A 23541-nucleotide genomic window follows, 5' to 3' on the forward strand; every position below is an offset into this window, starting at 1 on the left:
GTAAAACCGTTTTCAGGCTGCCTATCTCGCTGATTTAGGCAGCCTGAAATAACACCATGACCCAATACCATCTGCACAACCAATACTGCTTTATCAGCCGCCGCGTGTGGAATGACGGCGACCCCATTGGCTACCTTTACCTCGAGCCGCCCGACAACGAACGCGACAGCGGCTGGCGCATTTTTGCGGGCGACGAAAGCGATGAATACGTCAATAACCCCGACAACATCGCCTATCTCACGCTGCTTGCCGCCCTGCAACGAGACCACAGCTTGATGCCCCTGCTGGACTGCCCACCGCCTTGCGCTTTTGCCCGCAACGAGCAGGGCGAATTTGAAGCTGAAGCCTTTGCCCCGCCCGAAAGCGAATAAGCCCTAAGGCAGCCTGAAAATAGCCAGCCAACTCTGCTATAATCCGCCCTTTATTCAACTCCCTACGGAATACGATATGATTAACGACATCCAAAAATCTGCCGAAAACAAAATGCAACGCTCGCTGGAAGTGTTGAAAGAAAACCTTGCCAAAGTTCGCACAGGTCGCGCCCACACAGGCTTGCTTGACCAAGTGGAAGTGGACTACTACGGCAGTGCCGTACCCGTGAGCCAAGTGGCGAATGTAACCTTGCTGGATGCGCGCACCATCGGCGTGAAAGTGTATGAAAGCAATATGGCGGCGGCGGTGGAAAAAGCCATCCGCGATTCCAATTTGGGGCTTAACCCCGCTGCGATGGGCGATGTGATTCGCGTGCCGATGCCGATGCTCACGGAAGAACGCCGCAAAGATTTGATTAAAGTGGTGCGCGGCGAAGCGGAAGATGGGCGCGTGTCCATTCGCAACGTGCGCCGCGATGCGAATGACCACATCAAAAAATTGCTGAAAGACAAGGAGATTTCCGAAGACGAAGCGCGTCGTGGCGAAGAAGCCATCCAAAAATTGACTGATAAAGCGATTGCCGAAGTGGATAAAATCTTGGCAGCCAAGGAAGAAGATTTGATGGCGATTTAATCGGCAAACAGCAAAAAGGCAGCCTGAAAGCGAGTTTAAAGCGATTTCAGGCTGCCTTTTATGCTGCGGTTAAATATTACGCGCTGGGCTGTTCTTCAAACGCCACCACTTCCAGCCCAAACCCTGTGAGCCCGTTCATCACCGATGGCTTGCCCAGCACGCGCATTTTGCGCACGTTTAGGCTGGCGAGCATTTGCGCACCGATACCGTAGGTTTTTCTGTCCCATTTTTGCACGAGCTGGCTGTTTTTCGGCAGCGTGCGTTCCAGCAGGGCTGCGCCGTCTTCGGTGCGGTGCAGCAGGATAATCACGCCGCTTGGAGCAGCCTGAACGCGGGCTAGGGCTTGCGGCAGCGTCCATGAATGGTTGGGGTCGGGCTGGATAAAATCCAGCGCGGAAAAGGGTTCGTGCACGCGCACTACGGTCTCGGCGGCGTTTTCAGGCTGCCCTTTCACCAGCGCAAGGTGGGTGTCGCCGTTGAGCTTGTCCACATAAACGTGTTGGCGAAAATCGCCCCATGGGGTGTGCACCAGCGTGTCGCCCATTTCTTCCAGCAGGCTTTCGGTGCGGCTGCGGTATTCAATCAAGTCGGCAATCGTGCCGATTTTTAGCCCGTGTTGCTCGGCAAATTGCAGCAGCTCAGGCATCCGCGCCATTGTGCCGTCGTCGTTCAAAATTTCGCAAATCGCGCCTGCGCCAATTAGCCCTGCCATATTGGCTAAATCCACGGCGGCTTCGGTGTGCCCCGCGCGAATCAGCACGCCGCCTTTTTGCGCGCGCAGCGGGAAAATATGCCCCGGTTGCACGATGTCTTGCGGCTGCACATGGGGCGACACGGCGGTTTGGATGGTGAGCGCGCGGTCGGCGGCGGAAATGCCCGTGGTGGTGCCTTGCGCGGCTTCTATGGAGACGGTGAAGTTGGTGCCGTATTGCGTACCGTTTTGCTGGGTCATCATTGGCAAGCCAAGCTTGTCCACAAGGGCGTTTTCCATCGGCAGGCACACCAAGCCGCGCGCGTGTTTAATCATAAAATTGATGGCTTCGGGCGTTACAAACTGCGCCGCCATCACAAGGTCGCCTTCGTTTTCGCGGTCTTCGGCATCGGTGATGATGACCATTTTGCCTGCTTTGATGTCGGCGATGATTTCGGGGATGGGAGAGATTTGTGCCATGATGGTTCCTTTGCTGTGGTGGGGTTGCGGGGTGGCATTGTACGCTTTTTGCGGGGGGATTGCTTTACGTTTGTTTACAGAATAGGCAGCCTGAAAAGGGGGGTTACTCCATTTCAGGCTGCCTTTTGTTGTGGGATAAATAAAGCCGTTGCTGATTTAATCGGCGCGTAGAACGTGTGAACGGGTGTGCATATCATGAAACGGTGCTAAACGGTGCGTGAGCCACACACACCACGTCAATATATTTCAGGCTGCCTTTTAAGCACGGCTTTTGTACCACATCCCCAGCGCATAGCAGATGATGCCTGCGCTGCCGAGCAGAGCGAACAGGATGCCTTTTTTGCGGGCGTTGGGGCAATACCAATACACGCTTAGGCTGAATGTGAAAAACAGGCTGATGGCAATCCACAGCATTTGGCGCGGCTGCTTTTGATAGCGGTTGAGCGTGTAGGTTTCGCTGAGCATGATGTAAAGCTGCCACAGCGCGGCGATGGCGATCAGCGGGATGGCGATAAGGATAAACAGGGCGGCAAGGTCTAGGTGGGTCATGGTGGGGTGATGTGAACAAGATTAAGGCAGACTGAAAACAGCAAATCAAGTAAACACGGTTTTCAGGCTGCCTTTTGATGTTGAAATAATGGCGATGTTTATTGCGCCTGATTACTCAAATACTGCAACAGCAATGCCACAGGTCGCCCTGTCGCGCCTTTTTGTGCGCCCGATTTCCATGCCGTGCCTGCGATGTCCAAATGCGCCCATTTGTAGTTTTCGGCAAAGTGCGCCAAGAAAGTGGCGGCAGTGATGGTGCCAGCGGGGCGGCCGCCGATGTTTTGCAAATCGGCAAAATTGGATTTGAGCTGTTCTTTGTATTCGGCAAACAGCGGCAACTGCCATGCTTTGTCGTTGCTTTCGCGGGCGGCGGCCAGCAGCGCGTCCACCAAATCTTGGTCGTTGCCCATCACGCCGCTGGCAACGTGTCCCAGCGCGATGATGCACGCGCCTGTGAGCGTGGCGGCATCAATCACGGCTTGCGGCTTGAAGTTTTGTTCCACATAAGTGAGCGCGTCGCACAGCACCAGCCGCCCTTCGGCATCGGTGTTCAGGTTTTCAATGGTGGTGCCGTTCATGGCTTTGACCACGTCGCCTGGTTTGGACGCGCCGCCATCAGGCATATTTTCGCAAGTGGCGACCACGGTTACCAAGTTAATCGGCAGCTTGGCTTTGGCGGCGGCGATAAACGTGCCAATCATCGCCGCCGCGCCGCACATATCGTATTTCATCTCGTCCATGCCTTCGCCCGGTTTCAACGAAATGCCGCCGCTGTCAAAAGTTAAGCCCTTGCCCACCAACACAATCGGCTGTGCCGCTTTATCCGCCGCGCCAAAATAGCGCAGTTCCAACAGCTTCGGCTCTTCTTTGCTGCCTTTAGCCACGCCCCAAAAGGACGGCATATTTTCGCGGATGTAATCGCCGCCCAAAATTTTGGCTTCCGCGCCCACAGCCTGCGCTTCGCGGGCAGCGGTTTCGGCAAGATAAGTGGGCGTGCAGATGTTTGAGCCTGTGTTGCCCAAGTCTTTGCATAGGTTCACGCCGTATAACAAGGCTTCGGCGCGGGTTAAGGCAGCCTGAATTTCATCGCCGTGCGCGGTGTGCACAAACTGCACTTGCGCGAGCTTGGCGGGGTTGGCTTCTTTTTTGAAGCGGTCAAAGCGATACACGGCTTCGCCCACCGCCGCCACCAGCGCAGCCACCACGCGCGGCGCGTTTTGGGCGCAGAACGGGCTTAAATCCACCGCCACAGCATCTTGCTTTTGCGCCCATGCCGCCGCTTCTTTGGCGGCTTTTTGCAAGGTTTCGGTGTTCAAATCGGCAAAGCGCAGCACGGCAACGCTTTTCAGGCTGCCTGCCACGGGCAATTTGGCTTCGGCAAAGCTGTCTTTCTCGTCCAAGCTGTTGCACAACAATTGCGCGGTTTCATCGTGAAGCTGGCTGGCTTCGGTGCAAACAAACAATTGCGCCGCTTCGGGCAGCGCGGCGGGGAATAGAGAGAATTGCATGGTATTTCCTTTGCGGATGGTTGGAAAAGCGCAGATTATACGCGCGGGGCGGGCTGCGTAGCAAAGCAGGGTTGCCAAGCTGCGCATTTTCAGGCTGCCTAACTGCGGGCGCAAACCTTAGGCAGCCTGAAACGCCAACCCGCGCCCCTACGGCTTGCTTGCAAGCCGTGCACATGGCAAATATTCAAGCCGCCCAGCCCGCTATGCAAACATAGGCAAACTAAATTGAGCAAACCGTCAAGATTGCATACAATGCCGCCATTTTTTCCACCGCGAGAGCACTATGAAACACGCCAAAATACTCGGCACAGGCAGCTACCTGCCCGCCCACCGCGTCAGCAACGAAGAACTTGCCCAGCGCGTTGATACGTCAGACGAATGGATTACCACGCGCACAGGCATCAAAGCCCGCCACATCGCCGCCGATAACGAAAAAACCAGCGATTTAGCCCACACCGCCGCCCTGCGCGCGTTGGATGATGCGGGCATCGCCGCCAGCGAGATTGATTTAATCATCGTTGCCACCGCCACGCCCGATATGCAGTTCCCCGCCGCTGCCACCATTGTGCAGCAAAAATTGGGCGTTTCAGGCTGCCCTGCGTTTGATGTGCAAGCTGTGTGCGCGGGCTTTGTTTACGCGATGGCAACCGCCGATGCCTACATCAAAAGCGGCATGGCAAAGAAAGCGTTGGTGATTGGCGCGGACACGTTCAGCCGCATCATGGATTGGAGCGACCGCCGCACCTGCGTGCTGTTTGGCGACGGTGCGGGCGCGGTGGTGCTGGGCGCGAGCGATGAAATCGGCATCATCCACAGCAAGCTGCACGCCGATGGCAACTATTTATCGCTGTTGAACACGCCTGCGCAAATCGCCAACGGCGCAGTCTGTGGCACGCCGTTTTTGCAAATGGACGGGCAAGGCGTGTTTAAATTTGCCGTGAAACAGCTTGCCGCCGTTGCCGATGAAGTGTTGCACGAAGCGGGCTACACCGCCGAGCAAGTGGATTGGCTGGTGCCGCACCAAGCCAACAAGCGCATCATTGATGCCACCGCCAAACATCTGGGCTTGCCCGAAGAAAAAATCATCCTGACCGTGCAAGAACACGCCAACACTTCCGCCGCGTCCATCCCGCTCGCGCTGGACGTGGGCATTAAAGACGGACGCATCCAACGCGGGCAGCATCTGATGATAGAAGGCATCGGCGGCGGCTTTGCTTGGGGGGCGATGTTGATTCGGTATTAGAACCTGTATTCACTATTTTCAAAGGCATCTTTAATGCCCTAAAAACGCGGCTACCGCGCTAAAAATGCTCGCAAGGTGTCCAACCTTGCTGTGCTTTTTGCCTTGTATCCGCGCTTTTATGCCATCAAATCTGCCTATGAAAATAGTGAATACAGGTTCTTAGCCCGCTGACTATCGTGGCAACGCGATGGATTGGGTTGAACGGCTTTCAGGCTGCCTTTATTGTGCTAAGGCAGCCTGAAATTATTTGGGCAACGCGATGGAGCGTCGGCGGCTCGCCGACATTTTGCTAACACTAGCCCGCGCAAGCTGATTTATTCCGCCATTTGGCGACGAGCCGTCGCTGCCCCATGTTGGGTTTCAGGCTGCCTTTATTGTGCTAAGGCAGCCTGAAAACGTATGTCGTGTGCCTTTTCAGGCTGCCTAAACGCGAGGGTGTATAGTTGATGCAGCCTGAAACAGCAAACCGCGCTCCCTACGGCTTGCTTGCAAGCCGTGCTCTGGCAAAATATTAGGCAGCCTGAAACCCGTGCTAATCCGTTTTTAGGAATTTGCCAACCGCGTGCGCAGCAAAGCTGCACACCCTACTTGTGCTGTTTTTATTATATTAAGGCAGCCTGAAAACGAGAAACCGCTCTTTCAGGCTGCCTATCCATTGCTACAAGCTCTCCACGCTCACGCCTTGCAGGGCGCGTTGGATATTGCGGTTCATGCGCTGGGCGGCGAACTCGTCTGTGCTGTGCGATAGGGTTTGCACGGCGGCGCGGATGTCGGCGGCAGGGGCGGTGGGCAGCAGCGCGGTGAGTGCGTTCATTTGGGCGTGGATTTGCGCGGTTTGCTCGGCGGTGAGCAAGTCGCCGTCCAGTTCCAGCGCGGCGGCAACGGCATCTAGCAGGCTTTGCGCTTCTACGCGGGCTTCGGCGCGGGCGCGTTCGGCGGCATCGGCGCTGGCGTTTGCCATGCTGTCGCGCAGCATTTGCATGATGGTGTCATCGTCCAAGCCGTAGGACGGTTTGACTTCTATCTGCGCTTGCACGCCTGTGGTTTGTTCGCGGGCGGATACGGATAGCAAGCCGTCTGCGTCCACTTGAAAGGTTACGCGAATCCGCGCTGCGCCTGCGGTCATGGGCGGTATGCCACGCAGGGTGAATTTTGCCAAGCTGCGGCAGTCGGCGACCATTTCGCGCTCGCCTTGCACAACGTGAATGGCCATGGCGGTTTGCCCGTCTTTAAAGGTGGTGAAGTCTTGGGCGCGGGCGGTGGGCAGGGTGCTGTTGCGCGGGATAATTTTTTCTGCCAAGCCGCCGTAGGTTTCTAAGCCGAGCGATAGCGGGGTTACGTCCAGCAGCAGCCAGTCGTTGTCGCTTTTGTTGCCTGCGAGAATATTGGCTTGCATGGCTGCGCCGAGTGCGACGACTTGGTCGGGGTTCAGGTTGGTGAGCGGGGTTTGCCCGAAAAAGTTGGCGACGGCTTGCTGCACATGCAGCATTCGGGTTGCGCCACCGACCATAATCACGCCTTTGACTTCGCCTTTGCTGATGCCTGCGTCTTTTAGCGCTTGTTTGACGGGTTCTAGGGTTTTGGCGACCAGATGCTGCGTGAGCGCGTGAAATTCGCTGCGGGTGATAACGGCATCAAGGGTTTTGCCACTTTGCAAGGCAGCCTGAATGCGGGTTTCAGGCTGCCTGCTTAATGTTTCTTTGGCTTCGCGCACCAAGCCGAGCAGAAGCTGCGCATCGCGTTCATCGGTGATGGAAAGTTGGTTGTTTTCAACAATATGGCAAAACAGGCGGTGGTCAAAATCGTCGCCGCCGAGCGCGGAGTTGCCGCCTGTGGCTTTGACTTCAAACAAGCCTTGGCTTAATTGCAAAATGGATACGTCAAACGTGCCGCCGCCCAAGTCGTACACGACAAACGTGCCTGCTGCGCCGTTGTCCAAACCGTAGGCAATGGCAGCGGCGGTGGGTTCATTAAGCAGGCGCAGCACGTTGAGCCCTGCCAGCCGCGCGGCATCTTTGGTGGCTTGGCGTTGCGCGTCATCAAAATAGGCGGGCACGGTAATGACTGCGCCCACCAGTTCGCCGCCTAAGCTGGCTTCGGCGCGGCTTTTCAGGCTGCCTAAGATGTCGGCGGAGATGTCTATCGGGGTTTTTTTGCCGTGTTTGGTGTGCAATTCGATGATTTTGTCGTTGTCAGCAAAGCGATAGGGCAGATGCGCTGCGTCAATTTCGGGCAGCTTGCGCCCGATAAGCCGCTTGGCGGACGAGATGGTGTTGTGCGGGTCTATTTTTTGCGCGTCCAGCGCGGCTTTGCCGATGGCTTTGCCACCATTTTCCAAATAGCGCACCACCGATGGCAGCGACACCGCACCTGTTTCATCGGGCAGGCACACGGCTGCGCCGCTGCGCACAGTGGCGACTAGGCTGTTGGTGGTGCCAAGGTCTATGCCGATGGCAAGGCGGTGTTGATGCGGCGCGGCGGCGCGGTTGGGTTCGGCGATTTGCAGGAGTGCCATGATGTGTTCCTTTTGGGTGTGTGTGATGGGGAGGTATTTTAGAACCTGTATCCACTATTTGCATAGGTAGATTGATAACATAAAAGCACGGATACAAGGCAAAAAGCACAGTAAGGTTGAACACCTTGCGCGCATTTTTAACGCGGCAGCCGTGCTTTTAGGGCATTAAAGATGCCTATGCAAATAGTGGATACAGGTTCTTAACATTGTTGAGTGATATTGTTGGGAATAGGCGCGGGCGCGGGCTTATTTTCAGGCAGCCTGAAAAGCATTAAGATAACCCTTTTTATTGTTAAGAAAGGTTTAATGACATGAAAATCATCCTGAAAAGCGCATTGGCAGGCGCGGTTGCGCTGGCGTTAAGCGCGTGTGGCAGTATGCAGGCTGCGCCAAGCAAGCCTGCCGATTTGTATCGCCACGGTATGCAGCGGCAGTTTAAGCAAGACACGCAATACAACCTATCGGGCAAGGCGACTTTTGCGCTTTATGAAACCGAGCAATCGCGCCAGATGCGCCATGAAAACATTGAGAGCAACGTGAAATGGGAAGCGGACTGGGCAGCAACGCACGACAAAAAACCATTAAGCGCGGCAGAACAAAACAAAATTCGTCAAAAATCGCAAAAAGATCGAGAAAGAAGCGACAAAATAGCGTACACGCTGTTTAACGCCGTATCGGTTCACTACACAGGCGCGGTGGATTTGCCACGCGGCAAAATAGAATTTGTGCCCGAGTTGCGCTATGAAACGCGCAACGTATTAGGCAGCCTGAAAATACCGATGCAACTAGACATCAAAGCGCAGGCGGCGTATGCTGACTTAGGCGCATTTGAGCCCAGCCTACCGTTAGCCGATTCGGCGTTGTCTGCCGACAAGCCGATTGTGCGTTTCAAGCTGCCTAAGCAATGGCAAAACAAAATCCCCTTTGCCGATGTATGGCACGCGCTGCCCAAAGCCGTGGACGAAAGTACCAAAGCATTGGGCAATGATGCCTTTACTGCCCTGCCCCTAAACGACACCGCCCGCAAAATTGGCGCGCGCCATCGCATCGCGTTGCATTCCAACAGCAAGCAAAGCGTGGAAAGCACCAAAGTGTTATTCCAAAGCCTGCAACAACAACTGCGCGAGCAAGGCAAGCCCAGCAACGCCAGCATCAGCCAAGCCGATTACGACAAATTTATCGCCAGCCTAGATGCCATCAGCAGCGCAATGCAAGGCATGACCACAGCCATCGCCGATAAACAGCCGCCCGTTGAATACGAGTTTTACTACGACGGCAAAGGCAGGCTGTTGGCATATTTCGCCACCATGCAAATGGAAAATCTCGGCGGCTTGATGGGGCATGGCTTGCGCATCAAAATGGAAGTCTATAACCACTACACCCGCACGCCCCAATTCACCCTGCAAGCCAACGATGCCAACACGGTGGATTTTGAGCAAGCCTTCCCACAGCTAGCCAAAGAATGGAACGCGCTTCCCGCGCTGAATGCGGGTGATAAAGGCGATGGCAACGGCAAAAAATAACCCGTCGCCCATCCACACAAAAAGGCAGCCTGAAAACGAGCTTTCCCGTTTTCAGGCTGCCTTTAATCGTTTACAAAGCCTACGCGCTTTCCAACGCTTTCTGTTCCGCCTTATACGCCGCTTGCATTTCACGCTCGCGCTTGGTGGCTTGGCGCAGCATAAAATAATTCACCACAATCACCAGCGTGCCAATCACCGCGATAAAAATCGTTGCCAGCACATTCATTTTCGGGTCTAGCCCCAAGCGGATTTTGGAGAAAATCACCTGTGGCAGCGTAGAAGACCCCGGTCCCGACAAGAACGACGTAATCACCACATCATCCAGCGACAGCGTAACCCCGAGCAAAAAGCCCGAAGCAATAGCAGGCGCAATCAGTGGCAAGGTAATCACAAAAAAGATTTTCATCGGGCGCGCGCCCAAATCCATTGCCGCTTCTTCTAGCGATTGGTCCAGCTCCGCCAAGCGCGAGCGGATGACCACGGTAATATACGCCATGCACAGCGTGGTATGCCCCAAGAAAATGGTGAAAAAACCACGGTCTAGCCACGTTATATCGCTGTGCAGCCAGCCTTGCAGCACGGTTTGCACCTGAATAATCAGCAGCAGCATGGATAACCCCGTAATCACATCGGGCATCACCATCGGTGCGGAAATCAAGCCTGCAAACAGCGTGCTGCCGCGAAAACGTTTAATCCGCGCCATCGCGTAACCCGCCATTGTGCCCAGCGTTACCGCCGCAAACGAAGCGCACACCGCAATTTTTAACGACAGCCAAGCCGCGCTCAAAATTTGCTGGTCTTGCAGCAAGCGGGCATACCATTTGGTTGAAAATCCGCCCCACACCGTTACCAGCTTGGAATCGTTAAACGAATAAATCACCAAAATAAACAACGGAATATACAAAAACAGCAAGCCCGCAATCAACGCCAGCTTCAAAAAAGGCGAAATTTTGCTTTTCATCATTTGCTTCCTTTTGCGTCTTCGCGGTTGGTGAAATATTGTTCCAGCGCAATCGGCACCACCAACACCAGCACCATTACCACCGCAATCGCCGCCGCCAAAGGCCAGTTGGCTTGGTCAGAGAACGCTTGCCACAACACTTTACCAATCATCAAGTTATCAGGCCCGCCCACCAATTCGGGAATCACATACTCACCCATGGATGGGATGAACACCAGCATAGAACCCGCGATGATGCCCGATTTAGACAGCGGCAGCGTTACCGTGAAAAAGGCTTTGATGGGGTGTGCGCCCAAGTCGGCAGCGGCTTCCAGCAAGCGGTTATCCAGTTTCACCAGTTGGGTGTAAAGCGGCAAAATCATAAACGGCAAATAAGCATACACCATCACCAACACCAGCGAGAAACTGTTGTAAAACAGCTCCATAGGCTCGCTGATGATGCTCCATTTAAGCAGATAAGTGTTGATGATGCCATTGGTGCTCAACAGCCCCATCCATGCGTACACGCGCAGCAGGAACGATGTCCAAAAGGGCAGCATAATCAGCAGCAGCAAGGTGTTGCGAATAGACGGATTGGCGCGGGAAATGGCATACGCCATCGGGTAGCCAATCAGCAGGCAAATCAGCGTGGTCATCAGCGCAGTTTTGATGGACAGCCAATAAGTCAGCACATAAATATTGCTGCCTGATTCGCTGGCAAAGGGGTTAAGCACATCCCAAAGCGATGGCCAAAAATCCACAAAAATCTCTTGATAATTTTTGGTGAAAATTTGCAACGCGCCTTTTTCGTCAAACAGCGGGGTGAACGGGGGGATGGTGTAGGTTTGGTCGGCGAAGCTGATTTTGAACACGATGGCAAAGGTGAGCAAAACCAACACAAACAGCCATGTGAACGGTACGCCGATGACAAATCGCGCCCCTGGGCGTTTACGGCGTTTGATGTTTACGGAAGACATTTTCAGGCTGCCTTTTTAACGGGTTAATGGAGTAGGCTGGTTTTCGGGCCAATCCAAATACACTTCGTCGCCCCATGTGGGCGGTTCAATACCGCGCACATACCAATACGGCGCAGGCACTTGGCTTTTGATGATGCGCCCGTTTTCCATTTGCACATGATAAATGGCGAAGCTGCCCAAATAGGCGATTTCTTTTACCTTGCCCCGTGCCCAGTTGTGCGTGTCGCGGTGGGCGGGTTTTTCTTTGTGCAAATCAATGTCTTCGGGGCGGATGGAAATCCAAATGGTTTGCCCGTCTTCGGCTTCGAATTTTTGGTCGGTATAAACTTTGGCGGGCAATTCGGGGCAGTCTATAAGCGCGTGGGCTTCGTCTTTGTGTACCAGCTTGCCTTCAAAAATGTTGGTTTCGCCGATAAATTCGGCGGTGAAGCGGCTGTTGGGGTAGTCGTACACATCGGCGGGCGTGCCCACTTGTTGCAATTCGCCGTGCGACATAATCGCTACGCGGCTTGCCATGGTCATGGCTTCTTCTTGGTCGTGCGTTACCATGATGCAGGTTACGCCTACTTTTTCCAGCGTGTTCACCAATTCAAATTGGGTTTGCTGGCGCAGTTTTTTGTCTAACGCGCCAAGGGGTTCGTCCAGCAGCAACAGTTTGGGGCGTTTGGATAGACTGCGGGCTAGGGCAACGCGCTGTTGTTGCCCGCCTGATAGCTGATGGGGCTTGCGCTTGGCGTATTGCGGCATTTGCACCAAGCGCAGCATTTCGTCCACACGGGCTTGGATTTCTTCTTTGGGTAGTTTGTCTTGTTTTAAGCCAAAGGCGATGTTTTGCTCTACCGTCATGTGGGGAAACAGGGCATAGCTTTGGAACATCATGTTGATGGGGCGGTCGTAGGGGGCGAGTTTGGTGATGTCTTGCCCATCTAGAATGATTTGCCCTTCGGATGGGGTTTCCATGCCTGCGAGCATCCGCAATAGGGTGGATTTGCCGCTGCCTGAGCTGCCAAGCAGGGCGAAGATTTCGTGCTTGTGAATATCCAAATTAAGATAATTGACAGCGATGTTGTCGCCAAATTTTTTTGCCAAGCCTTTGATTTGTAGATAGGGTTGGGTGCTGGTCATGAGCAATACTCCGTTTGATAAGAGAAACAGGCTGTTTGATTGCTTTGGACAGGCTTTGGAGCTGTTTAGCGGCGTTCGGGCAGCAGAAAATGGGTTAGATTTTTGAAAAAACGCGCGATTGTAGTAGAGTGAAGCGCGGGGGGCAAGGGAAAATGTGGGGTTGTTTGTGTAAAGTGGGGTGGTGGGTTTTCGGGCTGCCTTGGTGGGTAGTTAGACAAAGTTTTAGGCAGCCTGAAAATGGGTTTCAGGCTGCCTTTTGATGTGTGCTTGCGGTTTTTCTTGTGGCTATTTTTGTGATTATTTTGTTCTGCGTTTGTTTGTGGTTTTTTGGGGATTTTGTTCGGCAGTTTCTGCGGTTTCGGCAGTTTCCGCTTCGTTGCTTTCGGCTGCGTCAGTTTGCGGGGCAAGCTGCGCTTCTAGCTGGGCTAATCGGGCTTCTAGCTCGGTGAGCTTCACGCGGGTTTTAATCAGGATTTGCTGCTGGATGTCGTATTCTTCGCGCGTTACCAAATCCATTTTGTTGAACGCGCTGCCGAGCATGGCTTTGGCGTTTTTTTCAAAATCTTTGGCGGGGCTGTTGGCAAGGGTTTCGCTGATTTTGCTGGCAGCTTCTTCAAAAAGTTGTTTGGCAATCATGGGATGCTTTCGGGGTGGGGTTGATGGAAAGGGGATTTTAATGGTTCTAAGGCAGCCTGAAAACGGTGAATTACGATGAATAGCAGTCAATCAAATGTTGGCACAACGCGGGCACGCCTGTGGCAGCGGTTTGGCGGATGATTTCCACTTGCGCCGATTGGGTGTTTTGCGGGTTGGGGTCTAGCACGATGATGCGGGCATCGGGGCGGGCGTAGTAGGCAAGGGTGTTGGCGGGATAGACTTGCAGCGATGTGCCGATAATCAGGAACACATCGGCTTGGCGCACGATGGCGGCGGCATCGTCCAGCTGCGGCACGCTTTCGCCAAACCACACAATATGCGGGCGCATGGGGTTGCCGCGTGGGTCTTTGTCGTGCAGCGTTTGGTCTTGCGTGCAGGGGATGATGTAGTCGGGGTGGGCGGTGCTGCGGGCTTGGTTAAGCTGCCCATGCAGATGCAGCACGTTGCGGCTGCCTGCGCGTTCGTGCAGGTCGTCCACGTTTTGCGTGATGATGTGAACGGGGAAATGCTGTTGCAGCTGGGCAAGGGCGATGTGGGCGGCGTTGGGCTGCGCGGCGGCGGCTTGGGCGCGGCGTTGGTTGTAAAAATCCAGCACCAACTGCGGATTGCGCTCCCACGCTTCGGGCGTGCATACGTCTTCAATGCGGTGGTTTGCCCATAAGCCGTTGCTGTCGCGGAAGGTGGCAAGCCCGCTTTCTGCGCTGATGCCTGCGCCTGTTAGGATGGCGATGGTGGGTTTCTTCATCATTGTGCTCATTCGTTTGGTTACGGCGTTTCAGGCTGCCTGATGGCGCAAAACCGCCCTGCTTCTATTCGCTAAATAGGGTTTCAGTCAGCCTGAAAGCATTAAACCCCTTGCTCCATCAAGCAAGGGGTTGAATCTTAGCACGCCCAGGGGGAATCGAACCCCCGTTACCGCCGTGAAAGGGCGATGTCCTAACCGCTAGACGATGGGCGCGGCGTTTGGCGCACCCGGAGCGATTCGAACGCCCGACCCTTTGGTTCGTAGCCAAATACTCTATCCAACTGAGCTACGGGTGCAGCAAAGACGCGGATTGTAGGCAGTTTGGACAATGCCGTCAAGCTGCGGGGGCGAAATTTTTGCGAAAATCGTATAATCGCGGCTTTTTTGTATTTATAAAGTAACCCGATGTCTGATGCTGATTTATCTTTGCTGGCGGATTTCTTCCGTGCGCTGCCCATGCCTGTGGTGATTTTGGATTTGGAAACCACAGGCGGGCATTTTTATGCCGACCGCATCACGGAACTGGCGTTCTTGCATTTTTGGCAGGGCAACATCACGGCGGTGCAGCAACTGATTCAGCCGAATATGCCGATTAGCGATTTTGTGCGCGATTTAACAGGCATTTCAGATGAGATGTTGCACGGGCAGCCCACGTTTGCGCAATTTGCGCCGCAGGTGTTGCCGCTGCTGCGTGGCAGTTTGCTGATTGCGCACAATAGCCGCTTTGACTACACTTTTTTGCGGCATGAATGCAGGCGCAATGGTTTGACTTTTGCCACGGCGGGGCTGTGCAGCGTGCAGTTGTCGCGCAAGCTGTATCCCGAATTTTTTAAGCATAATTTGGACAGCATCATTGAACGGCATGGCTTGGCGGTGGCGAGCCGCCATCGGGCGATGAGCGATGTGTGGGCGGTGGCGGAATATTTGCAACTGGCGTTGTGCGAGAAAGGCGCGCCGATGCTGGGGCAACTGATGCAGCAGTTAGCCAACCCGCCAATGCTGCCTGAAAACTTGCCTGCGGGGCTGTTTCAGGCTGCTTCTGCTTTGCCCGATGAGCATGGCGTGTCGGTGTGGTGTAATGCGGCGGACGAAGTGGTAGCGGTGCGCACGCATATTCAGGCGTATCGGGAAGTGGCGGCGTTGCTGCGGCGCGGCGGCGGTGCGCTGGCGCAAGCGGTGCGCTTGGAATTTGTGCCCACGCTGGGCGAATTGCACAGCGTGGCGGTGAAAGGCAGCGTGTTTTATCGCAACCAGCTTGCGCCAATGGATGGCATTGTGCGCCATACGATTAAGGTAGAAAGCGTTTCAGGCTGCCTGAAAACGCGCGTGCGCCCGTTAAAAGCGGGCTTTTTGGCTGAACCGCCGCATGGCTTGTTTGCCAACCCCAAAGCGGCGAAACGTGCGCTGGCAGCGTGGGCGAAAAAGTTTGCGCTTTGCCCCACGCTGCTGGGCATTTTGCCCGATGAGTTGCCCAAAGGCACGCCCTGCCCTGTTTCGCTGGTGGGCAAGTGTTCCGCCGCTTGCGAAACGGGCGATTTGGACGCGCATAATCGGGCGGTGGCGGCGGCGTTGCCGTTTTTGCCGCTGATGGATTGGTCGCGCACGCCACGAGTGGATGTTACCGAGCGCGATGGGCTATCGGGACAGGAAGTGGCGTTGCGCTGCGACAGCGGCGCGGTGTGGCTGCCCGAGCAGGTGTGGTTTTGCGATAAGGAAGTGCTGGCGGTGATGAAGCGGAAGTTTAAGGCGCAGAAAGGGCGCGGGGAGGTTAGGGCAGCCTGAAAAGGCAGCCTGAAATGCTGTTTGGCAAGACTCAATGCTTTGCTTATTTGGGTAAAGTTGCTTGTATGGCTTAACGCGATTGCCTTAATATGCGCCCAGCGTTGCCGCGTTGGCATCGTGTAAACACAAGGAGTCATACGATGAAATCTGATTTTGAAGCGCAAAAACAAGCCTTGCTGGGCGAAATCCGCACCGTGTTAAACGAAGTGGAAAACTTGTATCAATCGGGCGTGGAGCGCAGCACGGAAGAAACGCAGGCGTTGAAAACCCGCTTGCAAGCGCGTTTGGGCACGGCGCAGGAAAAATTGCAACACTTGGAAACCCGCGCGGTGGAACAAGTGAAACACCATGCGCAACGCGCGGATGAATACATCAACGAAAAACCGTATTACGCGATGGGCTTTGCGGCGTTGGCGGGCTTGGTGGTGGGCGTGTTGTTGAACCGCAAATAAGCGATGCGTTTTCAGGCTGCCGCTGTGTGCGCCGCCTTGTAAACACACAATAGAAACAGCGCAATCAACCCGTATTCATCACGCATGAATACGGGTTCTGCATAAATTGGCGTAAGATTGCCACCATCATTTTCAGGCTGCCTAACCGCATCAGGCAGCCTGAAATGGGTCAATTGATTTGACGTGGCGTATGGCGGCAAGGACATCGCCGCGTTAAACAAAGAGTTGGGCTATAAAGCAGGCACGGAATTTGAACCATCTGATAACTGGGGCTTTGCCCAAGGCGACTTGCTGTTTGAGTTTCAGCACGATTGGGGCAAGCATACGATTATCATCCCAGCGGCGAAGCTGCGCGGCATCATCAAACCGCAATTTTTGTGCGAGATGGATGACTTTCGGGCGGAATAGTGGATTACGGTTTTCAGTCTGCCTTGGTTAGGTTAGAGGCAGCCTGAAACCTAAAAATGGAGCGGCGACGGCTCGTCGCCAAATGGTGTATTCAACAGAGTTTTACGAGTTAGCCAAATGTCGGCGAGCCGCCGACGCTCCACCAATTGCAGGTTTTGCAAAGATTTCAGACTGCCTTTGCACTATGAGGCAGCCTGAAACCGATAGCAAACACCGAATAATTTAAACAACATAAAGGCAGCCTGAAATGGGTATCAAACAAGATTTAGCCACATTAAAAACCGTGGCTGCGCAAGGCAGCGAATTGTTGCTGCTGCGGCTGCGCGTGTTGCAAATGGATGTCAACGAGCAGATGCGCGGCGTGTTGATGATTGCTGCGCTGATTGCTGCGGCGGCGGTGCTGCTGCTGGTGATGCTGGTGGCGGTGCTGCTGGGACTGAATGTGGTACTGACGGCGCAGGCGAAGATGTGGCTGTTTTTTGGCGTGGCAGCGGCGAGCGTGCCTGCGATGTGGCTGTTGCTGTGGCGCATTCCACGCATTTGGCAGCGCAACACGGCGCAGATACAGCAAACGCTTGCCGCCTTGCAACAAGACTTGGCAGCACTTTCAGGCAGCCTGAAAGCAGGCGAAGCGGACGCGGATAGCAACCAATCCCAACCCACAGGAGCATCGCGCGATGTTGAGTAAACAAGAACAACGAGAATTGTTGCTGCTGCAATGCGATTTAGCCCGCGCCAAACTGCGCTACACGCAGCAACAAGCGGCGCAACGCAAGCAGGCAGCGCAGGCAAAATCGGGTGGCGTAGCTTGGCAACTGGCGGATGTGGCGGGCGAGGTGGTGCGCCATTCGGATGGCTTGAAGCTGGCGATGTTGCCCGCCAAATGGAACCATCGCGCGGCGGTGTTGCTGGGGCTGATGGCGTTGGAATGGGCGGAACGCTGGGCAACGGGCAAGCGCGGGAAATAGCGGAAAGCGGGTTTCAGGCTGCTGGATGGCATAAGACAGCCTGAAAACCAAAAAAAACGCCTGAAAACGGCATTAGATTTCAGGCTGCCTACCAAATGGCAAAGACCGCGTGCGTGGCAAAGCCACACACCCTACCTATGCAGGCTACGCTTGCTAAAAGTGGAACAGCAACATGGACAGCTGGCTCTGGGCACGTCAAAGCTACTAATAATGCGACTGAATCATCTCAATCACAAGCAACACGAGCTCAACCAAAAAGACCTACACCAAGAGAATCAGAAATTCATGTAGGTAAAACTCTGCCGCCAAATGCATATGCACAAGTAAGTTATTTGAATGGTAAAGAAGTTCCTTATGGTACAAAAGGCAGCCTGAAAACGGCTAAACCACGTTTCAGGCTGCCCAACCTTTGCCCATCCCCACCCCGCGCGGTACAATCCCCACCCTATTTCCTTGTTCTCGGAGCGCAAAATGCCCAACTTGATGCCCGCCCTATCCCGTTTCCAGGCTGCCAAAGTGCTGGTGGCAGGCGATGTGATGCTAGACCAATATTGGTTTGGCGATGTATCGCGCATTTCGCCCGAAGCCCCCGTGCCCGTTGCCAAAATTGGGCAAACCGAGCATCGCGCGGGCGGTGCGGCGAATGTGGCGCGCAATATCGCCGCGCTGGGCGGGCAGGTTGCGCTATTGGCGGTGGTGGGCGAAGATGAAGCCGCCGATAGCCTTGCCCATCTGCTTGCGCAGGACAACATCGCCAACCATTTGATTCGCAGCCACGATGCGCCCACCACGCTTAAACTGCGCGTTTTGTCGCGCAATCAACAGCTTATCCGTTTGGATTTTGAAAAAATGCCCGATTTAGGCAGCCTGAAAAGCGTGCAGCAACGCTATGCCGAGTTGGTTGCGCAATACGATGCCGTGATTTTGTCGGACTACGGCAAAGGCGTGTTGCACGAAGTCGCCGCCATGATTGCCGCCGCCCGCGCCGCTGGCAAGCCTGTGTTAATCGACCCAAAAGGCGCGGATTTCAGCAAATATGCGGGTGCCACGCTGCTCACGCCCAACCGCGCCGAATTGCGCGAAGCCGCTGGCGGCTGGGAAAACGAAGCGGGCTTAACCGCCAAAGCGCAAGGTTTGCGCGAAACACTGGGCTTGGATGCGCTGCTGGTAACGCGCAGCGAAGAAGGCATGACGCTTTACCGCGCCGATGGGCAAACCCACCAGCCTACCCGCGCCCAAGAAGTGTATGACGTATCGGGCGCGGGCGACACCGTGATTGCCGCGATGGGGCTATGCCTTGCCGCTGGCTACACACTGCCCGAAGCCATGCACACGGCAAATGCGGCGGCGGGCGTGGTGGTTGCCAAGCTGGGCACGGCGGTGTGTTCGTTTGCCGAGTTGGAACAGGCGTTGGCGGCGTAAATTCTATTTTAGAACCTGTATTCACTATTTTCATAGGCAGATTTGATGGCATAAAAGCGTGGATACAAGGCAAAAAGCACAGCAAGGTTGGACACCTTGCGCGCATTTTTAACGCGGTAGCCGCGTTTTTAGGGCATAAAAGATGACTATGAAAATAGTGAATACAGGTTCTTAGTTTCGCAGAAGCCCGTAAACTCGCTTTCAGGCTGCCTTGTTATCACGCCCCAAAGGCAGCCTGAAACCCCAAAACATCCCATCATGAAACCTGCTTATCTTTTTCTACTACTCTCCGCGCTGGGCACTTGCGCCTACCACATCGGACAAAAATCGCTGAACAACGAACACGCCAATCCCATGCTGATGCTGAATTTAATCTACGGCGCGGCATGGCTGATGACGCTGCTGCTGATGCCGCTGTTTGGCGAAGCCCGCGCCGCCGATGCCACCACGCTGCTGGGCGGCTGGAAAATTTGGCTGGTGGCGGGTGGCACGATGATTATTGAGCTGGGCTTTTTGCTGACGTATCACGCGGGCGGCGCGGTGCAATAGTCGGGCATGGCGGTGGCGGGCATGGCAGCGTTGATGCTTGCGCCCACGGGCATGCTGCTGTTTGGCGAGCCGTTTTCGTGGCACAAGGCGTTGGGCGTGGTGCTGACGTTAAGCGGGCTGGCGTTGATTGCGCATAAATAGGCAGCCTGAAAACCATAAGGCAGCCTGAAATAGCCAACCCCCGTTTTCAGGCTGCCTAACCATCTTTATTTATCAAGGAGTAACCCCATGACCATCATCGTAACAGGCGCAGCAGGCTTTATCGGCAGCAACATCGTCAAAGCCCTGAACCAGCGCGGCGAAACCAACATCATCGCCGTGGACAACCTAACCAACGGACACAAATTCCGCAACCTAGCCGATTGCGACATCGCGCATTATCTGGACAAACACGAATTTATCCGCCAAGTGCGCGAACACCTGCTGCCACACGACATCCGCGCCGTGTTCCACCAAGGCGCGTGCAGCAACACCATGGAACACAACGGGCAATACATGATGGAAAACAACTACCAATACAGCCTAGATTTGCTGGATTGGTGTCAAGACGAGCGCATCCCGCTGCTTTACGCCAGCAGCGCAGCAGTGTATGGCAAAGGCGAAGACTTCCGCGAAGAGCGCGCGCTGGAAAAACCGCTCAACGTGTATGGCTACTCCAAATTCCTGTTTGACCAAGTGGTTCGCCAGCGCATCGCGCAGGGCTTAACCGCCCAAGTGGTCGGCTTTCGCTATTTCAACGTTTACGGCATGCGCGAGCAACACAAAGGGCGCATGGCATCCGTCGCCTTTCACCATTTCAACCAATACCGCCGCCAAGGCTATGTAAACCTGTTTGGCGCATACGAAAACTACGGCAACGGCGAGCACAGCCGCGATTTCATCAGCGTGGAAGACGTTGCCAAAGTTAATCTCTATTTTTGGGACAACCCCGCCCAATCAGGCATTTTCAACTTGGGCACAGGGCGCAGCCAGCCGTTTAACGACCTTGCCGCCGCCACCGTAAACGCCTGCCGCGCCGCCGAAGGCAAGCCCACATTGTCATTAGAACAACTGGTAGAACAACAACTTATCCGCTACATCCCCTTCCCCGAAGACTTGGTGGGCAAATACCAATCGTTCACCCAAGCCGACACCAGCAAGCTGCGCGCCGCAGGCTATGCCGATGATTTTTACACCGTAGAACAAGGCGTAGCACGTTATGTGGCTTGGCTGCTGGAAAATGCAGAATAGGCAGCCTGAAAGCGAGTTTACGAGCTTCTGCGAAGCGAAAATGGGTTTTAGGCTAAGACCTTTGCAAAACCTAAAAATGCCACAAGAAATAGTCAATGCTCCGTCATTCCCGCGTAGGCGGGAATCTTGGTAGAGTTTGTGCAATGAATTGTTTCTGCGAAAATTTCTGAATATCAAACAAGATTCCCGCCTGCGCGGGAATGACGGCATTTCTTATTTTTCAGGCTGCCGCTGGGGGTTTTGCAAAAGTTTCAGGCTGCCTTTGTATGATTGGGCGGGATGAGCAACGGTTATCTTGCTTAAATCAGCCCAACTATTCAGCAACACCATTCGCGCCTAAACGCCCATCATCAGGCAGCCTGAAACACCCATTTCAGGCTGCACTCCCCATCTCTCCTTCTCCCCACCATGCTACTCCGCCATCTCTACACACTCTTCACCCTACTGCTCTGCCTGTTTCTCGCCTACACCGTTGCCACCCGCAACTGGCTGCAAACCGACCTGACCGCCCTGCTCCCCGCCGAGCAGCAGCCCGACGCGCTGCTGGTTGCCGCCGATAAAGCAGGCGAAGCGCAGCTCAATGAGCAGATTGTCTTGCTCGCTGGCAGCGCGAATGCGGAACACGCTTTTCAGGCTGCCGATGCGATTGCGGCGAAATGGCGCGAAAGCGGCGTGTTTGAGTCGGTGGACAGCAGCATCACGCCCGATTTGGACAGCGTGCGCGCCGATATGCAGCGTCTGGCGTTGGCAACGCTGCCGCAGGAGCAGGCGAATCTGTTGACGGACAATCCCAAGCAGTATTTCCAAGCCCGCGCCGAAGATGCGGCGAACCCGTTTGCCGCCGTCTCGCCCTTGTCGCTGGAACAGGACTGGCTGGGCTTCGGGCGGTTTGTGGCAGCAAAAGCCAATCCGCAGAGCCGTTTGCAGTGGAATATGGACAACGGCATGTTGTTCACCGAAGCGGACGGCAAAACGTGGGTGTGGCTGCGCGGCCGTCTGAAAACGGGCAATAACTTTTCGGGCAACGACCGCCTGCTGCCGCTGATAAACAACAGCCGCGCCATCGCGCAACAGCACGGCGCGGAAACGCTTGCGGCGGGCGGTGCGCTGTTTGCCGCCGCGTCCAAATCCGCCGCCGAAGCGGAAAGCCAAACCATGAGCTTGTTCGGCACGCTGGCAACGTTCGCGCTGCTGCTGTGGGTGTTCCGCAGCCTGCGCGTGTTCTGGCTGGCGTTGCCGCTGGCGGCGGGCATGCTCACGGGGCTGGCGGCGGCGTTGGCGGTGTTCGGCGAAGTGCATATTTTGACGATTGTGATTGGCACGAGCTTGGTCGGCATGCTGGTGGATTTTCCGCTGCATTGGCTTGCGCCGTCCGTATTCGGCGCAAACAGGCTTTCAGACGACCTTTCGGCAAAATGGTCGTCTGAAAGCGCGATGAAACACGTTCTGCCCAGCTTTGCCGTGAGCCTGACGATTACCGTGTTGGGCTACGCGCTGCTGTGGCTCACGCCGCTTGCCGTGTTGCGCCAAACCGCCGTGTTCTCGGGCTTCGCGCTCTTGGGCGCGTTCGGCGCAACCGTGTTGTGGCTGCCGCCGCTGTTTCGCCGTTATCAGGCAAAAACCGTGCCGTTTACGGGTTTGACGGAAAGCCTGCTCCGCCTGCAAGGTCGTCTGAACAAGCGTCTGCACAAACGCGGCTGGCTGGTATTGGGCGGCATATTCTTGGCGGCGGGCTTGTGGCGCAGCGACTGGCGCGACGACATCCGCCAATGGGTCAATATGCCGCCCGAAATGCTGGCGCAAGTGCAGCGCATCGGCGAATTGAGCGGCACCGATTTCGGCGGCCGCTACATCGTTGCCGAAGCCGACAGCGAAGACGCGCTGCTGGCCAAAAACGCCGAACTCAACCGCGCCCTGCAACCGCTCATCGTCCAAGGCAAACTCGGCGGCACGCAGTCGCTGGACCAATTTGTGATGCCCGTATCCGAACAGGAAAAACTGCAAAACCGCCTGCGCGAACTCGCCAAGCAGCCTGAAAATTGGCAGCCGCTTGCCGACATCGGCATACCGCGCCAAACCCTGCGCCAAGCCCTGAACCAAGCCGCCGACACACCGCCACTTATGCTTTCAGGCAGCCTGAAAACCCAGCTCGCCCAAGCATGGCAGCCGCTGTATTTGGGCGAAGTGGAACGCGGACGCTACGCCGCCGTCGTGCGCCTGAACGGCGTAAGCGACGAAGCCGCCGTCCGCGCCGCCGCGCAAAGCGTTTCGGGCACACATTGGGCAGACAAACGCGCCCATCTCAACGACCTATTCCACCACACGCGCAACCAAGCCGCATGGCTCAAACTCGCGTCCTACGCGCTGGCATGGCTGCTCTTGTGGCAGATGTTCGGCGCAAAACGCGGCAGCAAAATCCTTGCCGTGCCGCTCGCTGCCGCCGTCTGCACCGTTGCCGCGCTCGGCTGGCTGGGCATACCCGTGAGCCTGTTCGCCATGTTCGGGTTGCTGCTCGTTTCCGCCATTGGCGCGGACTACGCCGTCTATGCGCTCACCGCCAAACACCCCGCCAACGCACGGCTGGGCGGAATGCTGCTCGCTGCCGCCACGACTGCCATTTCCTTTGCCCTGCTTGCATTGAGCAGCACGCCCGCCGTCGCCGCATTCGGGCTGACGGTAACCATCGGCGTGGGGTTTAATCTCTGGCTGGCAGGGGCGTTGTTGGAGGATTGATGCAAAAGATCGTCTGAAAGCGGTAAATGCATCTTTCAG

Annotated in this window: 25 protein-coding genes and 2 tRNA genes; 15 read left to right on the forward strand and 12 right to left on the reverse strand. The window is 55.4% G+C overall.

Features of this window, described 5'->3' with window-relative positions; translation table 11 throughout:
• The first annotated feature begins 56 nt into the window (after nt 1-56).
• A complete protein-coding gene (locus Q4A85_RS00095; protein ID WP_303106897.1) occupies nt 57-371 on the forward strand; it encodes a DUF2185 domain-containing protein in 315 nt (104 codons plus the stop codon).
• A gap of 76 nt (nt 372-447) precedes the next feature.
• Nucleotides 448-1005, forward strand: coding sequence for a ribosome recycling factor (gene frr, locus Q4A85_RS00100; RefSeq protein WP_303106898.1), 558 nt, complete (start codon nt 448-450; stop codon nt 1003-1005).
• Nucleotides 1006-1081: 76 nt separating this feature from the next.
• On the opposite strand, the gene ribBA is transcribed toward frr, so the two are convergent.
• From ribBA to Q4A85_RS00115, 3 genes are all read right to left on the reverse strand, one after another.
• Nucleotides 1082-2176 (reverse strand): bifunctional 3,4-dihydroxy-2-butanone-4-phosphate synthase/GTP cyclohydrolase II, encoded by a 1095-nt coding sequence (ribBA, locus tag Q4A85_RS00105; protein ID WP_303106900.1) that lies wholly within the window; start codon nt 2174-2176, stop codon nt 1082-1084.
• Nucleotides 2177-2434: 258 nt separating this feature from the next.
• Nucleotides 2435-2725, reverse strand: a complete 291-nt coding sequence (locus Q4A85_RS00110; protein ID WP_303106901.1) for a hypothetical protein — start codon at nt 2723-2725, stop codon at nt 2435-2437.
• 98 nt (nt 2726-2823) lie between these two features.
• Entirely contained in the window at nt 2824-4233 is a 1410-nt protein-coding gene (locus Q4A85_RS00115; protein WP_303106902.1) for a leucyl aminopeptidase, read from the reverse strand.
• A gap of 71 nt (nt 4234-4304) precedes the next feature.
• Between Q4A85_RS00115 and Q4A85_RS00120 the strand changes: the two genes are divergently transcribed.
• Both Q4A85_RS00120 and Q4A85_RS00125 read left to right on the forward strand, forming a co-directional pair.
• Nucleotides 4305-4448, forward strand: a complete 144-nt coding sequence (locus Q4A85_RS00120; protein ID WP_303106903.1) for a hypothetical protein — start codon at nt 4305-4307, stop codon at nt 4446-4448.
• Between the two features lie 68 nt (nt 4449-4516).
• On the forward strand, nt 4517-5476 hold the full coding sequence (locus Q4A85_RS00125) for a beta-ketoacyl-ACP synthase III (protein ID WP_303106904.1): 960 nt from the start codon (nt 4517-4519) through the stop codon (nt 5474-5476).
• 658 nt (nt 5477-6134) lie between these two features.
• Here the strand turns inward: Q4A85_RS00125 and hscA are convergent.
• A complete protein-coding gene (gene hscA, locus Q4A85_RS00130; protein WP_303106905.1) occupies nt 6135-7991 on the reverse strand; it encodes a Fe-S protein assembly chaperone HscA in 1857 nt (618 codons plus the stop codon).
• Nucleotides 7992-8302: 311 nt separating this feature from the next.
• On the opposite strand from hscA, the gene Q4A85_RS00135 reads away from it, so the two are divergent.
• Nucleotides 8303-9514 (forward strand): hypothetical protein, encoded by a 1212-nt coding sequence (locus tag Q4A85_RS00135; protein ID WP_303106907.1) that lies wholly within the window; start codon nt 8303-8305, stop codon nt 9512-9514.
• Nucleotides 9515-9593: 79 nt separating this feature from the next.
• On the opposite strand, the gene Q4A85_RS00140 is transcribed toward Q4A85_RS00135, so the two are convergent.
• The 7 genes from Q4A85_RS00140 to Q4A85_RS00170 form a co-directional block, all read right to left on the reverse strand.
• Entirely contained in the window at nt 9594-10478 is an 885-nt protein-coding gene (locus tag Q4A85_RS00140) for an ABC transporter permease subunit (protein ID WP_303106908.1), read from the reverse strand.
• A complete protein-coding gene (locus Q4A85_RS00145) occupies nt 10475-11431 on the reverse strand; it encodes an ABC transporter permease subunit (RefSeq protein WP_303106909.1) in 957 nt (318 codons plus the stop codon). The genes Q4A85_RS00140 and Q4A85_RS00145 overlap by 4 nt, the downstream gene beginning before the upstream one ends.
• Nucleotides 11432-11446: 15 nt before the next feature.
• Entirely contained in the window at nt 11447-12556 is a 1110-nt protein-coding gene (locus Q4A85_RS00150; RefSeq protein WP_303106910.1) for an ABC transporter ATP-binding protein, read from the reverse strand.
• Between the two features lie 297 nt (nt 12557-12853).
• The gene (locus Q4A85_RS00155; protein WP_303106911.1) at nt 12854-13192 is read right to left on the reverse strand and encodes an accessory factor UbiK family protein; all 339 of its coding nucleotides are present in this window, start codon (nt 13190-13192) and stop codon (nt 12854-12856) included.
• A gap of 70 nt (nt 13193-13262) precedes the next feature.
• Nucleotides 13263-13958 carry a Sir2 family NAD-dependent protein deacetylase gene (locus Q4A85_RS00160; RefSeq protein ID WP_303107095.1) on the reverse strand — a complete coding sequence of 232 codons (696 nt, stop codon included), beginning with the start codon at nt 13956-13958 and terminating at the stop codon, nt 13263-13265.
• A 141-nt stretch (nt 13959-14099) separates the two neighbouring features.
• A tRNA-Glu gene (locus Q4A85_RS00165) sits at nt 14100-14171 on the reverse strand.
• A 6-nt stretch (nt 14172-14177) separates the two neighbouring features.
• Nucleotides 14178-14254: transfer RNA gene (locus tag Q4A85_RS00170), tRNA-Arg, on the reverse strand.
• 109 nt (nt 14255-14363) lie between these two features.
• Here Q4A85_RS00170 and Q4A85_RS00175 point away from each other — a divergent pair.
• Both Q4A85_RS00175 and Q4A85_RS00180 read left to right on the forward strand, forming a co-directional pair.
• Complete coding sequence (locus Q4A85_RS00175; RefSeq protein WP_303106913.1) at nt 14364-15740, forward strand: 3'-5' exonuclease family protein; 1377 nt, start codon at nt 14364-14366, stop codon at nt 15738-15740.
• 140 nt (nt 15741-15880) lie between these two features.
• On the forward strand, nt 15881-16192 hold the full coding sequence (locus Q4A85_RS00180; RefSeq protein WP_303106915.1) for a YqjD family protein: 312 nt from the start codon (nt 15881-15883) through the stop codon (nt 16190-16192).
• An 11-nt stretch (nt 16193-16203) separates the two neighbouring features.
• On the opposite strand, the gene Q4A85_RS00185 is transcribed toward Q4A85_RS00180, so the two are convergent.
• Nucleotides 16204-16365 carry a hypothetical protein gene (locus Q4A85_RS00185; RefSeq protein WP_303106917.1) on the reverse strand — a complete coding sequence of 54 codons (162 nt, stop codon included), beginning with the start codon at nt 16363-16365 and terminating at the stop codon, nt 16204-16206.
• A gap of 10 nt (nt 16366-16375) precedes the next feature.
• On the opposite strand from Q4A85_RS00185, the gene Q4A85_RS00190 reads away from it, so the two are divergent.
• The 8 genes from Q4A85_RS00190 (at nt 16376) to Q4A85_RS00225 (ending at nt 23502) form a co-directional block, all read left to right on the forward strand.
• Nucleotides 16376-16600, forward strand: a complete 225-nt coding sequence (locus Q4A85_RS00190) for a hypothetical protein (protein ID WP_303106918.1) — start codon at nt 16376-16378, stop codon at nt 16598-16600.
• Nucleotides 16601-16847: 247 nt separating this feature from the next.
• The gene (locus Q4A85_RS00195) at nt 16848-17288 is read left to right on the forward strand and encodes a phage holin family protein (protein ID WP_303106919.1); all 441 of its coding nucleotides are present in this window, start codon (nt 16848-16850) and stop codon (nt 17286-17288) included.
• Nucleotides 17278-17568 carry a hypothetical protein gene (locus tag Q4A85_RS00200; RefSeq protein WP_303106920.1) on the forward strand — a complete coding sequence of 97 codons (291 nt, stop codon included), beginning with the start codon at nt 17278-17280 and terminating at the stop codon, nt 17566-17568. Before Q4A85_RS00195 ends, Q4A85_RS00200 begins: the two co-directional genes overlap by 11 nt.
• Nucleotides 17569-18039: 471 nt before the next feature.
• Entirely contained in the window at nt 18040-18990 is a 951-nt protein-coding gene (gene rfaE1, locus Q4A85_RS00205) for a D-glycero-beta-D-manno-heptose-7-phosphate kinase (RefSeq protein WP_303106921.1), read from the forward strand.
• A gap of 258 nt (nt 18991-19248) precedes the next feature.
• Nucleotides 19249-19539: a hypothetical protein gene (locus Q4A85_RS00210; RefSeq protein ID WP_303106922.1), complete on the forward strand. Its 291-nt coding sequence runs from the start codon at nt 19249-19251 to the stop codon at nt 19537-19539.
• A gap of 6 nt (nt 19540-19545) precedes the next feature.
• Nucleotides 19546-19680, forward strand: coding sequence for a hypothetical protein (locus tag Q4A85_RS00215; protein WP_303106923.1), 135 nt, complete (start codon nt 19546-19548; stop codon nt 19678-19680).
• A gap of 87 nt (nt 19681-19767) precedes the next feature.
• Entirely contained in the window at nt 19768-20769 is a 1002-nt protein-coding gene (rfaD, locus tag Q4A85_RS00220; protein ID WP_303106924.1) for an ADP-glyceromanno-heptose 6-epimerase, read from the forward strand.
• Nucleotides 20770-21177: 408 nt separating this feature from the next.
• The gene (locus Q4A85_RS00225; RefSeq protein ID WP_303106925.1) at nt 21178-23502 is read left to right on the forward strand and encodes an MMPL family transporter; all 2325 of its coding nucleotides are present in this window, start codon (nt 21178-21180) and stop codon (nt 23500-23502) included.
• Nucleotides 23503-23541: the final 39 nt, after the last annotated feature.

Source organism: Kingella sp. (in: b-proteobacteria), from assembly GCF_030527935.1.
Classification (GTDB): domain Bacteria; phylum Pseudomonadota; class Gammaproteobacteria; order Burkholderiales; family Neisseriaceae; genus Kingella_B.

Excerpts from the sequence above, each read along its gene's own strand:
- Q4A85_RS00095 (WP_303106897.1), top strand. The coding sequence starts at position 57 with ATGACCCAATACCATCTGCACAACCAATACTGCTTTATCAGCCGCCGC.
- Q4A85_RS00135 (WP_303106907.1), top strand. The coding sequence starts at position 8,303 with ATGAAAATCATCCTGAAAAGCGCATTGGCAGGCGCGGTTGCGCTGGCG.
- Q4A85_RS00225 (WP_303106925.1), top strand. The coding sequence starts at position 21,178 with ATGCTACTCCGCCATCTCTACACACTCTTCACCCTACTGCTCTGCCTG.
- Q4A85_RS00210 (WP_303106922.1), top strand. The coding sequence starts at position 19,249 with ATGAAACCTGCTTATCTTTTTCTACTACTCTCCGCGCTGGGCACTTGC.
- Q4A85_RS00150 (WP_303106910.1), bottom strand. The coding sequence starts at position 12,556 with ATGACCAGCACCCAACCCTATCTACAAATCAAAGGCTTGGCAAAAAAA.
- Q4A85_RS00215 (WP_303106923.1), top strand. The coding sequence starts at position 19,546 with ATGGCGGTGGCGGGCATGGCAGCGTTGATGCTTGCGCCCACGGGCATG.
- ribBA (WP_303106900.1), bottom strand. The coding sequence starts at position 2,176 with ATGGCACAAATCTCTCCCATCCCCGAAATCATCGCCGACATCAAAGCA.
- Q4A85_RS00110 (WP_303106901.1), bottom strand. The coding sequence starts at position 2,725 with ATGACCCACCTAGACCTTGCCGCCCTGTTTATCCTTATCGCCATCCCG.
- Q4A85_RS00115 (WP_303106902.1), bottom strand. The coding sequence starts at position 4,233 with ATGCAATTCTCTCTATTCCCCGCCGCGCTGCCCGAAGCGGCGCAATTG.
- rfaE1 (WP_303106921.1), top strand. The coding sequence starts at position 18,040 with ATGCCCAACTTGATGCCCGCCCTATCCCGTTTCCAGGCTGCCAAAGTG.
- Q4A85_RS00195 (WP_303106919.1), top strand. The coding sequence starts at position 16,848 with ATGGGTATCAAACAAGATTTAGCCACATTAAAAACCGTGGCTGCGCAA.
- Q4A85_RS00125 (WP_303106904.1), top strand. The coding sequence starts at position 4,517 with ATGAAACACGCCAAAATACTCGGCACAGGCAGCTACCTGCCCGCCCAC.
- Q4A85_RS00155 (WP_303106911.1), bottom strand. The coding sequence starts at position 13,192 with ATGATTGCCAAACAACTTTTTGAAGAAGCTGCCAGCAAAATCAGCGAA.
- hscA (WP_303106905.1), bottom strand. The coding sequence starts at position 7,991 with ATGGCACTCCTGCAAATCGCCGAACCCAACCGCGCCGCCGCGCCGCAT.
- Q4A85_RS00175 (WP_303106913.1), top strand. The coding sequence starts at position 14,364 with ATGTCTGATGCTGATTTATCTTTGCTGGCGGATTTCTTCCGTGCGCTG.
- Q4A85_RS00180 (WP_303106915.1), top strand. The coding sequence starts at position 15,881 with ATGAAATCTGATTTTGAAGCGCAAAAACAAGCCTTGCTGGGCGAAATC.
- rfaD (WP_303106924.1), top strand. The coding sequence starts at position 19,768 with ATGACCATCATCGTAACAGGCGCAGCAGGCTTTATCGGCAGCAACATC.
- frr (WP_303106898.1), top strand. The coding sequence starts at position 448 with ATGATTAACGACATCCAAAAATCTGCCGAAAACAAAATGCAACGCTCG.
- Q4A85_RS00200 (WP_303106920.1), top strand. The coding sequence starts at position 17,278 with ATGTTGAGTAAACAAGAACAACGAGAATTGTTGCTGCTGCAATGCGAT.
- Q4A85_RS00140 (WP_303106908.1), bottom strand. The coding sequence starts at position 10,478 with ATGATGAAAAGCAAAATTTCGCCTTTTTTGAAGCTGGCGTTGATTGCG.
- Q4A85_RS00145 (WP_303106909.1), bottom strand. The coding sequence starts at position 11,431 with ATGTCTTCCGTAAACATCAAACGCCGTAAACGCCCAGGGGCGCGATTT.
- Q4A85_RS00160 (WP_303107095.1), bottom strand. The coding sequence starts at position 13,958 with ATGAAGAAACCCACCATCGCCATCCTAACAGGCGCAGGCATCAGCGCA.